This is a genomic window from Aeromonas sp. Y318-3, assembly GCF_027706185.1.
GTDB lineage: Bacteria > Pseudomonadota > Gammaproteobacteria > Enterobacterales > Aeromonadaceae > Aeromonas > Aeromonas veronii.
Genome location: NZ_JAPDCN010000002.1, coordinates 50,713 through 63,947, shown reverse-complemented (window position 1 = coordinate 63,947; position 13,235 = coordinate 50,713). Strand labels below are relative to the sequence as shown.

Sequence of the window (13,235 nt, the reverse complement as noted above, 5' to 3'; positions counted from 1 at the left end):
ACCTTGAGACCACCTCTATACCTCACGCACCCTGTGGAGATAACGATTACCGGATATTCCATCAGCAGAGAGCTCGACTCTCGCCGAGCGGCGCCCCGTGAATCGTGAGAGACATATCCGAAGCGCATATCTGCACGACGCATACAAAAAGCGATATCACGCAGTTAATTCTGCACGACAAAATTAATCGTAAACAATGAGTGATATTGAGCAAAGTAACAGTGAAGTGAAACGACGGTAAAAAGGATACAAGCGAGGATGTAGATAACAATGGGGCGAAGGGGCAGATTGGATAACCACGAGTAAAACGGCAAAAATAATGCCGCTCAAAGGCGGCATTATTCAATCTCTGAACCTGAAGAATTAGATCAGGAAATCGTTCAGGTCTTTACCCAGTGCTACTTGAGCAGCAATGGCTTTCGGCATACGGCCTTGACCGGTCCAGGTTTTTTCCTGGCCATCTTCTTCGTACTTGTATTTAGCCGGACGCGGAGCACGCTTGCTCTTGGCAGCGCCAGTCGCAGCAGCCGGAGCTGCGGCAGTCGCCAACAGCTCACGAGGATCAATACCCGCCTGCTGCAGCATTTCGGTGAATTCATTCAGCTTGCGCTGACGCTCTTCCTGTTCAGCACGCTCCTGTTCAACAGAATCGGCGCGCTCTTGGTAAACCAGGTCAAACTTCTCTTTAGCTTCCAGCAGTTGCTCAAACGGCAGCTCACGAATAGCCGCACGCAAACTGCGAATGTTCAGCAGAACTTTCAGAAACTCGTTCATTATTTCCTCACAAAAAAGTCGGTTACAGGGATAACTGTTTCAGAATAGCATGGACAATTCATAACTACATGCAATTTTTACTATCAGGGCATACTTGGAAAGAATATGAAAATAAACTTGCCAACAAACTCACGCTTTCACCCATTAAACCTATCTCGCCTAGACATCTCTTTTGATATCACCACCAAATCGAACATACACATCTGAAACTATTAATATGAGGTTCAGGGTAATTGCCATCAACATTTTTCAGAAAATGCAACTAGTGCGTCAAACGATTCCTGAGCAGTACCTGCATAAAAAAATAGAACGATGCCTGCTCGCATCATGAGCAGATTAAGACCATGCGTCATATCACCCAATCGATCGCGCCAGGGATTAAAATCATTTAAAAACAACAAGTTAAAAACAACCCAATGAACATAAAAAAGGCGCGCGACTAAAGATGCATTCTCCCTCCAACTTACCTTTTACACGGAAACCACAGGTTCATTCTTACAGCTATAACGGGATAGAGACAAGCCGCTATGATTGTCTCATATCCCATTTTCCAAGCCTTAGTTGGCAGCTCCAGTAGGTAACGTATCCACACCACTGACCATTGGTTTAGAGGTTGCCTCAATCAGCAATGGTTCTTTTGGATACCAACGGAGCGCTTCGGCTCTTAAATTACGAGCCTCGTCAGGGCGCCCCAACGCATTCAATGCAACAACCATGTTCGCGTAGATATTTGCTCTGGGTGTATGGCGAACAAAATCTTGCCCCCATGCCAGGTAAGCTTCCAGTTCGGTCTTATTCTGAGTCTGTAAACCCACCATCAATCGTACCGCATTTACATCAAACTCAACCCGCGTCAACCAAGCCATTGGATTAATAATATCCAGCAACAATGCTGGCTCCTTATACCCCCCCCGTTCGTATTTGGTGACGACCCAGGCAGTATGAAGCGCAGTCAACATGAATGGTACGATAAACAAGGGGATGGAAACCGCCAGAAAGCGTAACAACAACTTATGGGGGTAACGGTATACGGCTATCCCTCTGGCCGCGTCTGCCCCACAGGTTTCATCGATATACCAGACCAACATCAATAAAAAAATCCAGTGAGCAATGGAGTGATAGAGGGGATATTCGACCTGGGTATGAAGTGTAATGGGTACGACTAATGCCAATAAGGCCAATCCATGCGACCAGGATTGACCCACTACACGCCATATCACAGCGGCGCCCATCACCAAGAGCCCGATGACTGGCAAGATACCCCCTTCAACAGCCCAATAAAGCAACTCATTATGAGGATGATCAAGATTGTACTCAATCTGTGGCATTGCCGGATTCAATAACTTGTCTGCCATATAGTTATGCAGGAATACAGATTCGAAAGAACCATATCCCCATCCGGTAAAAGGATGTTGTGACAGCAGGTGCAATGCATACGACCAATAAATCGTACGATATCCCCCCGACTGATAGACAGAAAGACCCCGCTTGACCCCTTCCACACCATACAGAGATGCGAGTCCGAACAGCACGCCCAATAAGATACATGAAAGAGTCACCTTCAAAGCGTGGTTTCTCTTCAACCAGGGAAGCATCATCAGCAAAGCCAATATTCCACCCAGTTGCCCAACTCTGGATTGAAGAACAATCAGCAATACCACTGAACCAACGATCACATACCCCTGAAGTGCCTTCAGCCATCGATGTTGGTTGAGGGTATTTAGCCAAGCAGCCAGAGACAAACCGGTGGCCATAAAACTGGCCATCACGTTGGGTTGCTGAAAAATGCCATAGGGACGATTTGCTTTGGTGTCATAGCCAAGCCAATTGCCCGGTGTTAGCAGGTAATACTGCACCAGACCCAAGGTCATTTCGATAGCTATCGCGACCAGCATAAGCGTCAATAACTGTTGACGCGCCTTCGGTGCAAGACGGAACTGATAGAGCGAGAAGAGAAATAATCCGCCGCCGACAAGACCACCGAGGCGAGGAAGTGCGTAATCACGCAAGGTGGCGTCAGACCACGCCATGGGTAGCAGCATCAATACAATCGCCCCCCCCCAAACTTGCAAGAGCCTGCTGGATACCAATTCGCCTTTCGACGTGATATGCCACAACCCCAGACAGATCATCAAAGAAGCAAATATCCATCCCCATGCGTTGAAAGGAAGATAGAGACCTGCCCCACCCGGGTTATGCATGAAAAAATGCATTCCAAGTCCCAACCAAAGTATGCTTATCCCCCAGAAGAAAAAAAATACTCGCTTTTCCCGATGGGCTGATAGCACTGATGACCCGGTGGACGGAAATGTAGCCATAAAAAAAGCGCTCTGAAAAAATGGTGTTTCATACAACCATATTCAGAGCGCTTTACTCAAGCTATAGCATTAATTAGTCAGGGAATGATGCGTTGCTACTCAAACTGTAAAGACTGTATTTTCTGGCCAACATCTGGCCCCCATCTCTGGTCAATGGCATCCAGCCAATCGAGCCTTTGCTGGTTGTCGGGCGAAGCAGCATCAAGTCGAAGGGAATCGTCACATAGATACCTTTAGTGAAACTCCCCTCTCCATACTCATCAGCAGACACATCAGTCAGCGTTGCAAACACCCCTGCCACAACGCCGGATGAGAAGCGTTTGGACAGATCCAGTGTCGCCCCGACATCCCCTGCCAGATAACGGCCAATAGAGAGCTGGGCAGTCACATCATCAACATAGGGCAGTTGCCAATAACCGGTCACATGGCCTGTTGCCACATCGTAATCGGCCATCCGCAAGGTATTGTTCCAATCCCGTTGCTTGACCCAGTTCACATCAGCCGCAATCGCCCATGAACGACCAAAAGGACGATACAGCAGTTCGGCACCACCACCGGCGTACATCATCTCCAGATAACCGGCATAAGCCTGACCATACCACTCAGGTGAGAACTGCTCGAAATGGGTCGCTTGCAGGTTGTTAAGCAATACATCGGAGGAGCTGACATACTCCCGGATCCAGGTTCTCACCCTGGGCAAAGCATCCCCGTCCAGCGGTGGATTCTTGTAATTGAACTTGTCGTAGTTATTGGCCAGGTTCACAAATACTGTGCCCCCCAGCCAGTTCTTCTCGGTCACCCGCCAATCACCATTGAAGTTGAGACCAAGCTGATACATGTAGAAAGACTCCGGCCCCCCAACAGACTGGTTCAACACAGGATCCACACTGTAACTCAGCGCCGAGCTGCGACTTTCATGGCGAACAGGTGCCGACGGTGCATTGGCTGCGATGACATCCGACTTATAAGTAGTCTCTTGTCCCAATGGGAGGTCACTGTTTGCCAACCGTACAGAGTCCATGTCCACTACAGTCTCACGGATATCGAGCCCTTTCTTCTGCTCAACGATATGCAGAGAGTGAACCGAAGCGGGCAACGCATTCGCGGCCAATAATGACATTCGATCTTCGGCTTCATCTGGCTTGCGATACTTCAGCTGCTCACCGCTGACAAAAACACGATCGTCCGTGCCATACCAGACCAGATCACGATATCCGGCATTGCTTTTCGTCTGCCCACTGAGTGCAGCCCAATCGACATCATCCAGTTGGGCCGGACTCTTTTCCGGTTGATACTCAGGCCGGGGCTCATCCAGATGGGCCTGCTGCAACTCATTAAAGTTGGTCCGCATAGTAATACCCCACATCAGGGTATTGCCACGCTGATAGCTGAGATGAGTATCCATATTATCGAAAATACGATACACGGCACCTATGTTGACTGGTGAGCTATGCGGCAAGGCTCCATAGCCGCCTTTGCTGTTACGGGCTGCATACTCACGGCTGTAATCATTACCGTCATATTCCAGTTTCAGACGCAAAGGGCGCCATGGCGTCTGATACTCGATACCGCCAAACAAGGCCGCCGGGCCGTGGAACAGACTATCGACCTCAAATTTGCCGCCATTGCCCGCATAACCATCATTACGCTGGCACCAACTCTCTTTGTATTCACAGAAGGGGTTCTTGATATTGCCGCTCTCGGCCATATTCCCCCAGCCCATTCCAAGGGTGAAATCAAACGGGCCATAACGTTTACTGGCAACAACGTACTCGCTATCGAACAGGCCTGTCCCCATCAAGTCTCTGAAGCCCAATGATACTTGGGGTAAGTAATCAGACTCTTGCCAAAGTCGGAATTTAAAATCCATCGACTTGTCTTTATAAGTCTGATCCCCGCTGAACTGCTCGTAAGGGCTATACAGGCGAGTTCTGACATCGGTATAACGCAGCGTGGCCTCAAACCAGTCAAAGGGCTGCATGGAGATCGACCAGCGTCGATACTCTTCGTTATCCATGTAGTTGAAACTGAACTCGCCTTCTGCGGCCATTCTGGCACTGGGCATCTGCAGCAGACCTGCCCCACCGAAATCACTTTGCGATGGGCCATAGGGATCATTCGCCCCGGGTGCAGCAACACAAACGGTCGAGACGGCCAGGGCTATATATGAAAGTTTTGGAATCATTAATGAGGCACCCTGTTTGCAATTATCTCGGCGATCCGCTGATTTATTCCGGCAAATGAAGAGGGCAACAGGTCAGGATCAAACCCGACCAGCAGTGCAGCCCCCGCCATGGGTTCACGATGAAGCTTGTTCCAGACGGCAACGGGGACCATATCAATATCACCGGTTGGCTGGATCAACAGCAGATGAGCAGAGTCGGCCCCCTCCAGCAGCGCATCACGCTTCCAATATTCATCAACACCTGCACCGGGAACCAGAGGCAACGTGGGGAGCGCTTCCATCAGGCCAAACATGGCAACCTGAGGCTGGCGGGCAGCAACAAACAGTCGGTAGTTGCCTTCCAGGCGAGGGTTATCCTGCGGGGAGCGCTGGGCATTGTCAGGATCAACTATCACAGGCAAGCGGCCGGTAACGGTGATGCCTTCGAGTTGATGTGCAAGACGAGCCGCAGAAGAGGCTCGTTGAGCCTCACCTTCGCTACGCCATATGCTCGCCAGACTCTCCAACTCACGGATCACCGCCGCCTGCTTGAGCTCAAACTCATGTTGACGGGCCGGCGTCGTAATCTGGGCAGAGCGCCAATAGATGGGTGATGGCAGCAGCTTGTTTCTCAGCAAGGCATCAAGGCGTGTCCCTTCACTCAAGGTGATGGGATCTTGAAGACGCCCCTGATAGTAAATGCTGACACTGGTATCCGCGAAGCAAGCTCCGGACAGCAATAAAAGAGATAGGGTCAGTTTTTTCATGACGAGAATGGCTTCAAAATGGTGAGTTCAATGACCGGCAGATCAGGGCCGAGATGTTGCTGGGTTTTTACTACCTGTCCATTAACCGGATCTCGCCAGAAAACGTTGGTCCAGGATTTCCCCCCCGGGAACATTGAAACCGTCTCTTCAAAACGCGTAGCTGAAACTCGGCGCGTCACCAGATCCAGCTCATCCTGTCCGGCACGGACCATCTTCCCTTCAAGACGGTAGCCGCTGAGATAGCGCTGTTCCCACTCTGACAAGGTACTCCAGTTGGCAGATGAGGTGGCAGCCATCGACAGTGGGTCGGCAGAACCACTCTCGCTCATGACCAGGTCATTTTCCATACCGACAGTTTTAATGACCCGACCGTGGCGGGTAATAATCATGACCCGGTCGGCTGTCAGCCAAGAGAGTTCATCTCCATTGACATAAGCCAATACCACGAAGATCCGCGGGTTATCACCGATTTTCAGATAAGCGCTTGCATAAGGCAGTTTATTGACATGCTCGGCACTGACGGTCACATCATCAGCCCCCAACACGGCATATTTGATAGTTTCGCTCGTCACAGAAGCAGTATTTGAACAACCGGTGAGAGATAACAAACCAAGAAAAACAAGATTGCGCGATAAAGACATAGAGTGACCACAGTGACATATAAAAAAATAAGGCTGCCAAAGCAGCCCTATATCATATTAACGAGTACTGGTTGTGGTTCCGGTACCACGGCCGGCATCATCGTTGGAGTTGGCATTTGCAATGGCAACACCAGCAATAACCGCAGCACCTACACCAACGGCAACAATGGTGCCAGTCCCGATGGCAGCAGTACTGGCAGCACCAGCACCTGCGGCGCCGGCAGAACCGGTGGATGCAGTAGAAGCAGTTTCTTCAGCAGCCATCACACCATGAGAGAATGCCATGGCAGCAGCCAGAATCAGGGCGGTTTTTTTCATTTCATCTTTCCTTGTTTATTGTCTACTTGTGGCTCGGAGAAAATATGGCATGACAACAATGCTATTACCATATATCCCTTTACCAACGCATTGCCATGTTCACATAAAGTTAAGTAACTCATTGTAAACATAGATAATTGCAAATATAGCATACCATCGGGACGCTATTATTGCACTGAAATACAGGTTGCATTCGAAAACTATTTTATGGTGGTCATAAAAAAGGTGCGCCATGAAGACGCACCCTGCATTCACCTATTGCGGTTATCCAAACAGAATGTCAGGCTTTTTCCTTGCTGCCATAACTGTATTGATAATATCCGTAGTTACCGTAATAACTGCTCGCCTTCTTCTCGACCGCGTTGAGCAAGATCCCCTTGATAGCGACCCCGTTTTGCTCGAAGCGGCGAATGGCCACCTCCACCTCTTTGACCGCAGTCTTGGCGAAGCGGGCAACCAGCAAGGATGCCCCCACATGCTGACCAACGATGGCCGCATCGGTGACCGCCAGGATGGGAGGGGAGTCAACGATGACAAAATCGTAGTGCTCGCTCGCCCAATCCAGCAGCGCTTTGAAACGAGGGTGCATCAACAGCTCGGAAGGGTTGGGTGGCACAGCCCCACGACAGACAAAATCAAGGCCATCAAACCCGGTCTGGCTCACAACGTGTGCCAGCTCTGTTTGACCCGCCAGATAGGCACTCAGACCAGCGCCCATCTCCTGCCCCATAACCTTCTGCATATAGCCTTTGCGCAAGTCGGCATCGATAACCAGCACCTTCTTGCCGCCCAGAGCCAACGTGGCAGCAAAGTTGGTCGACACGAAGGTTTTGCCAAGACCCGGGCCTGGGCCAGAGATCATCACTATGTTGTTTTTGGCTTCCATCATGGCGAAATGGAGGCTGGTTCGCAGACTACGCAGTGACTCCATCGCCAGATCGGCCGGATTTCGCGCAGCCAGCAAGGCCTCGTTGAGAGGCATTGCCTGTCGCCGCTTCTTCTGCTGCTGCTCGATGGTGGCCTGCTCAGAGGAGTAGGGGATAGTGGCATAGACCGACAGCCCCATCTCTTCCAACTGTTCCGGGCTTTCCACACCACGGTGGAAAGCAGCGCGCACCAGGATCAACCCCACCGACAGCATGCCACCCAGCAGGGTCGCCAGTACCACGATCAACGGTTTCTTCGGCTTGACCGCTTTCGTCTCAACAACGGCATCATCGATGATCCGCACATTGCCGATGGTGCCCGCCTTCATGATATTGAGCTCCTGCTGCTTGTTGAGCAGCTGGACGAAGATCTCCTGACCAACCTGCACATCACGGGTCAGACGCAAAATCTCCTGCTGGGTTTTTGGCAGACGCTTGATCGACTTGTTGATCGCATTTTTGGTATTCATCAAGGTCTGGCGCTTTTCCATCAGGGCGATGTAAGCGGGGTGCTGGCGGGTATAGAGTTGCTGCAACTCCGCTTCCCGGAAGGTCAGCTCATTGAGCTGCTTCTCGAGGCCCACCATGGTATCCAGTGCGGCTTTCGCTTCCAGCGACAGATCGACCGACTCATTCTGCTGGCGATAAACATTCAACTGCTCTTCAGAACGATTCAGCTCCTCTTTGACCTGAGGCAGATGCGTCTGCAAGAAATCCAGGCTCTTCTGGGCCTCTTCGGTCTTGCGTACCACATTCTGCTGCAGATAGTTCTGGCTGATATTGTCGAGCACTGCACGAATGCGGCCCTTGTCATCCCCTTCCAGCGCCAGCGAGATGATCCCGGTATTTTTGCCCTTTTCACTGACCTGAAGATCGCGCTGCAACTCGGCAATCACATCCAGAGCAGGTTGTTTGACCAGCGTGAAGACCTGCCCTTCAGCGGCTGCCACATCAGACAACAGCAGGGTGACATCCTCTTTCTCAAGCAGCTTGCCTACCTGACCTTCCAGCACCCGCCCCTCAACCTCAAGGGTAAAGTGTTTGTCTGCGTCAACCGTCAGCGTCAACGGCGTCCCCAGCAATTCAGGCGCAACTTCAAAACGGCTTACCGCCATCTTGGGATAGGGGTGCCCCATCAGCCGTGACAGACCACGGCCAACCAGCGGGAAGAAATTGGGTGTCACTACGGTATCGAGGTGAAGCTCTTGTACCGTACGGCCAAGCACCATACGAGAAGTCAGCAGCTCAATCTCGGCGGCGGCATCGGGCTGTTCACCGCCCAATACATCAGCCATATCCCCGAGCAGCGCGGCACCACTGGCTTTTTTCTCCACCTGCAGCAAGGCGTTTGCCTTGAAGACCGGGGTCGCCAACAGGGCGTATGCAACGCCAAGAACCATAAACAGAGTGGTGATCGTCACAATCCACCAACGGCCATCGATCAGGTAACCCAGCAGGCGCCCCAGATCGATCTCGTCATTCTCCACCGCGGCACTGCTCTGCCGGGACGAAACAGAAGAAGTCGTCATTAAACACAATCCATTTTTATTGTCAGATACAACCCAAACACCACCAGACGCTGCGGATGTCGTTACAGTTTTTTCGCCCACCCATCGGCGCTACGTACCAACAGCTGGTAAACATGTTCGTAAGCTTCCCGGCTCAGACGATAGGGATCGGGCACTTCACTCTCCCCCTGCCAGTGGCCAAACAGCATGGTTTTGCCACGGGCCCCCGGATCGATAGCCGTGACGGCAGAGATATGCCCTTTCTCCATCACCAGGATCAGATCGGCATCCTGACAGAGCTCGCGGGTCAGTTGGCGCGCCGCGTGTCCCTCAAGGGAAAGACCATGCTGCTCTGCCACCTCGCTCGCGACCTTGTCGGCCGGCTTGTCAACCAGGGCACTGACCCCGGCAGAACTGACCTGACGGCCGGGCAAACGCTCGCGAAGCAGTCGTTCACCGGTTGGGGAGCGGCAAATATTGCCCACACACACCACAAGAATTTTTTCAAACATATCGCTGTCGCTCTCTAAAAATAAAATCTGCAGCCACCGCCCCTCACTACGTGCATCTTCCTGAAGGAAGGCGGATAGAGGGCATACTGCCCTGCCCTATCCTCCCCGTTTGTCTCCGTATCAAGGCAACAAACAACCGGAGATAAGGGAGGCATCAGCCCCCCTCAATGCCGTCTCCCTGAGGGAGTACAGCTACACGTCAACCCAGCGGGAGAGGTTAAGCAACATCACTGCCTTACCAGTTGCGAACCCGCAGCATGCCTTCGGTCAGCTCGTTAAAGCCGTTGATGGAGGGCACCAGCTGACTCAATACGCGATTCCAGCGCGTCACCGGCGCCGTGGTGACATAGACCACGTCGTAAGGTTGCAAAGCAAACTCGGTACCCATCACCAGCGCAGTGGCATCACTCAGGTCGAGCTGATAAATGGCGGCTTTCTCTTGGGCTTTCGCGGCAGGACGCAATACGAAGATGCCGGTCGCATTGGCAGCATTCTGGTTAAGGCCCTCGGCACTGCTCAGCGCTTCGGTCAGGCTCATCCCCTCACGACCAATGGTCAAGGTCGATGCCTTGTTGACCTCTCCCATCACAAAGACTTTCTGGGCATCGTTGCGCGGTACATAGAGCATGTCGCCGTCACGCATCAACTGATTGTGAGAGAGATCCCCATACTGCAGCAAATCCTGCATGGAGAGCGGGAACTCCTTGCCCTGGCGGGTCAACACCACATGGTGCCAATCCGCGGTCGGGGTCAACCCGCCAGCCAGATTGAAGGCATCAAGCAGGGTCATCGGCACATTGGTGATAGGCTGGGCGCCCGGCTTGGTTACCTCACCGGAGATATAAACCTTCTGGGAGCGGAACGCCGCAATGCTCACATCCACCTGCGGGCTCTCGATATACTGGGCCAGACGCTTGGCGATATCGGTACGGATCTGTGCGACAGTTTTACCCACCACGTCCACCTTGCCGATATAGGGGTAGAAGATGGTGCCATCGGCATGGACCCAGTTGCCCGCTTCGCTGGCACTGCGGTAAGAGCCGGCCGGGATGGTCAACTCGGGGTGATCCCACACGGTGACATTGAGGATGTCGCCCACACCAATCCGGTACTCGTAACGGCTGATCTCGCTATTGAGCTCAGGGTTGGCCTTACCCACCACCGGCGCCTTGCGCAGCTGGCTGATCAACGCCGGTGTGACCGGATAGACATCTGCCAGCTGATCAACATCAACGGAACCTGTAGCCACCTCGGTTTTGCCACTGGTGGAAAGATTGGTACCGGGCACCACAGTACATGCACTGAGCAGGGCCACGGCCGACAACAGAGGAATGAGCTGAATCCTTTTCACTACCACACCTTATTAAGCTTGCCATCAAGAACTGAACGGAAAAATCGCCGTATGATAGCGGAAATTTCGGATAAATATGAGAGGAATTTATAAAAAATCACCAAATAAAAGTAAGCATGGCTCTGGAAGATAACATCTATAAAAATATGATTATCATGCAACCAAGTTATATCGTTGATGATTGGATTACTCTAATCACTCAGGCCCAAACTGACAACCAGCCAAATTATAAACATAACTGTGACAAATTGAGCCGCAATAATAACGCCAAATTCTCATATGCTATAGAAAACTAACGCACCAATGCATTCAATACATAACAATGCCAATAGTAAGCACTTTTAAAAACACCAAGACCTAAATGTTTTCTATATATATCCCATTGCCACAAACTGGCTTTAAACTTGTTTCCAGAGAGTGATTTCTCTGACACTCTATAATACGCCAAATTGTCTTGCACACAGAAACATTTCGATGTGCGGCTCATCACATCAAGCCACATAATATAGTCTTCATGTCCAACTTGACGCTGAAAAACCTTACCTATACGTTCCTGATTGTACACACCAGTAAGGTTCCCAATTTTATTTCCGGTTAGCATATCAGAATAAGTAAACTCACTAGGGAAAGTTCTTGTGGATATCGTGGAGTCTATCGAATTACTAAATGTTGAATAGTTGCTACAGACGACGTCATAGCCATTTTCCAACATAAATAATTGGCTCTTTAGTTTGTTTTTAGTCCATTGGTCATCACTATCGAGAAATGCAATATAACGTCCCTGAGCAGCAGAGATCCCAACATTTCTCGCTATTGATACTCCTTGGTTACTGACTTGCCGAATATAACAAATCCTTGGATCATTAAAAGATAAAACCAAGCTTTCAGTATTGTCTATCGATGCATCATCAATAACATACAATTTCCAGTCTTCATAAGTCTGAGCTAACACAGAATTAATACTGGATACTATGAATGCTTCCGCATTGTAAGCAGGCATAATAATTGATACTGTTTCAATCATGGCTAAAAGCCTTTCCTATATTAAACACCACGCATTCATAAAATCATAGTCATAACATATCGCCCAGTATATAAGCGCTCTGAATTATGACTTTACTATCAAATAAAACCGAATTAAAAATGCTAACGTTTAAATGGGCGAATTAACTTTGAAGCACACCAAAGAATTATCATCCTATGATGCCGTAAAAATTTATTCCCATTGATAAACTTATAATAATTGTGAGCAACGATCTGTTTTTTTAGAGCCCGTAACACTGGCATATTAATGGAGTCATTCCCACCATGGATTAAACGGCAAACGTGCTCGTCTATATATGCCACTTCATCAGAGTTTAGTAAACATGCAAGCATGTTAATACGAGAATCTAACCATACATCATCAAAGCCGTCTTTGAAGATGAACGCCTTATATTTTTCTAAAAAAAATCCTGAAACAATAATCGATGATGTAACAGATATCGTGGGGAATATTGAACTGTTAAAGCAAACTTTTCTTTTTATATTTTCATAATATATATCATTTTCAGAAACATTTTTCACTTGAGTAAAGTTTACTACAGATGACTCGATTTTTCGTTTGAATTCAGCGCTTATGATTGAGAAGTCGAAGTAATCATCTGCATCCATAAGCCAATAATAGTCTGATGATGAAAAATAATCACTTGCCATGACTTTCCCTAAACTTTCAATTTGCCCCATGTATGGCATTTTTCTTCCGTAGTTAAGCTCACTCCTTTCAAAAACAACAATGTTATTAATCCCCTTGGAAACATATTCATGTATGATCTTAAGGCTATCATCTGTGGAACCATCATCGCAAATCAGTATCCTGAAGTATGCGTCATTATAAATTGGCTCCATCTTTGTCAGTAGTTTTGTCAAAAAATCAGAATAATTCCAATTAAACACAACAACATTAATCACTTACGC

General features: G+C 49.6%; 11 protein-coding genes. All 11 read right to left on the bottom strand.

Annotated elements, in window-relative coordinates; translation table 11 throughout:
• Nucleotides 1-363: 363 nt before the first annotated feature.
• Entirely contained in the window at nt 364-774 is a 411-nt protein-coding gene (locus tag OKB77_RS02830; protein ID WP_005344269.1) for an H-NS family histone-like protein, read from the bottom strand.
• 557 nt (nt 775-1,331) lie between these two features.
• Nucleotides 1,332-2,987 carry a PglL family O-oligosaccharyltransferase gene (locus OKB77_RS02825; RefSeq protein ID WP_270804087.1) on the bottom strand — a complete coding sequence of 552 codons (1,656 nt, stop codon included), beginning with the start codon at nt 2,985-2,987 and terminating at the stop codon, nt 1,332-1,334.
• Between the two features lie 178 nt (nt 2,988-3,165).
• Complete coding sequence (locus OKB77_RS02820) at nt 3,166-5,277, bottom strand: YjbH domain-containing protein (protein WP_201951813.1); 2,112 nt, start codon at nt 5,275-5,277, stop codon at nt 3,166-3,168.
• Nucleotides 5,277-6,023 carry a capsule biosynthesis GfcC family protein gene (locus OKB77_RS02815; protein ID WP_201951820.1) on the bottom strand — a complete coding sequence of 249 codons (747 nt, stop codon included), beginning with the start codon at nt 6,021-6,023 and terminating at the stop codon, nt 5,277-5,279. The genes OKB77_RS02820 and OKB77_RS02815 overlap by 1 nt, the downstream gene beginning before the upstream one ends.
• Nucleotides 6,020-6,664, bottom strand: coding sequence for a YjbF family lipoprotein (locus tag OKB77_RS02810; RefSeq protein ID WP_201951823.1), 645 nt, complete (start codon nt 6,662-6,664; stop codon nt 6,020-6,022). Before OKB77_RS02810 ends, OKB77_RS02815 begins: the two co-directional genes overlap by 4 nt.
• A 57-nt stretch (nt 6,665-6,721) precedes the next feature.
• Nucleotides 6,722-6,982, bottom strand: a complete 261-nt coding sequence (locus OKB77_RS02805) for a hypothetical protein (protein WP_201951826.1) — start codon at nt 6,980-6,982, stop codon at nt 6,722-6,724.
• Nucleotides 6,983-7,262: 280 nt separating this feature from the next.
• On the bottom strand, nt 7,263-9,437 hold the full coding sequence (locus OKB77_RS02800) for a polysaccharide biosynthesis tyrosine autokinase (RefSeq protein ID WP_201951829.1): 2,175 nt from the start codon (nt 9,435-9,437) through the stop codon (nt 7,263-7,265).
• 62 nt (nt 9,438-9,499) lie between these two features.
• The gene (locus tag OKB77_RS02795) at nt 9,500-9,928 is read right to left on the bottom strand and encodes an arsenate reductase/protein-tyrosine-phosphatase family protein (RefSeq protein ID WP_201951842.1); all 429 of its coding nucleotides are present in this window, start codon (nt 9,926-9,928) and stop codon (nt 9,500-9,502) included.
• A 235-nt stretch (nt 9,929-10,163) separates the two neighbouring features.
• Nucleotides 10,164-11,279, bottom strand: a complete 1,116-nt coding sequence (locus OKB77_RS02790) for a polysaccharide export protein (RefSeq protein ID WP_270804085.1) — start codon at nt 11,277-11,279, stop codon at nt 10,164-10,166.
• A 292-nt stretch (nt 11,280-11,571) separates the two neighbouring features.
• Nucleotides 11,572-12,303: a glycosyltransferase family 2 protein gene (locus OKB77_RS02785; RefSeq protein WP_201951848.1), complete on the bottom strand. Its 732-nt coding sequence runs from the start codon at nt 12,301-12,303 to the stop codon at nt 11,572-11,574.
• A gap of 122 nt (nt 12,304-12,425) precedes the next feature.
• Nucleotides 12,426-13,229 carry a glycosyltransferase family 2 protein gene (locus OKB77_RS02780; protein WP_108588313.1) on the bottom strand — a complete coding sequence of 268 codons (804 nt, stop codon included), beginning with the start codon at nt 13,227-13,229 and terminating at the stop codon, nt 12,426-12,428.
• Nucleotides 13,230-13,235 lie beyond the last annotated feature (6 nt).

What these genes read in the sequence shown, in the direction of transcription:
- OKB77_RS02830 (WP_005344269.1), bottom strand. Translation starts at nt 774, where the DNA reads ATGAACGAGTTTCTGAAAGTTCTGCTGAACATTCGCAGTTTGCGTGCG.
- OKB77_RS02825 (WP_270804087.1), bottom strand. Translation starts at nt 2,987, where the DNA reads ATGCATTTTTTCATGCATAACCCGGGTGGGGCAGGTCTCTATCTTCCT.
- OKB77_RS02820 (WP_201951813.1), bottom strand. Translation starts at nt 5,277, where the DNA reads ATGATTCCAAAACTTTCATATATAGCCCTGGCCGTCTCGACCGTTTGT.
- OKB77_RS02815 (WP_201951820.1), bottom strand. Translation starts at nt 6,023, where the DNA reads ATGAAAAAACTGACCCTATCTCTTTTATTGCTGTCCGGAGCTTGCTTC.
- OKB77_RS02810 (WP_201951823.1), bottom strand. Translation starts at nt 6,664, where the DNA reads ATGTCTTTATCGCGCAATCTTGTTTTTCTTGGTTTGTTATCTCTCACC.
- OKB77_RS02805 (WP_201951826.1), bottom strand. Translation starts at nt 6,982, where the DNA reads ATGAAAAAAACCGCCCTGATTCTGGCTGCTGCCATGGCATTCTCTCAT.
- OKB77_RS02800 (WP_201951829.1), bottom strand. Translation starts at nt 9,437, where the DNA reads ATGACGACTTCTTCTGTTTCGTCCCGGCAGAGCAGTGCCGCGGTGGAG.
- OKB77_RS02795 (WP_201951842.1), bottom strand. Translation starts at nt 9,928, where the DNA reads ATGTTTGAAAAAATTCTTGTGGTGTGTGTGGGCAATATTTGCCGCTCC.
- OKB77_RS02785 (WP_201951848.1), bottom strand. Translation starts at nt 12,303, where the DNA reads ATGATTGAAACAGTATCAATTATTATGCCTGCTTACAATGCGGAAGCA.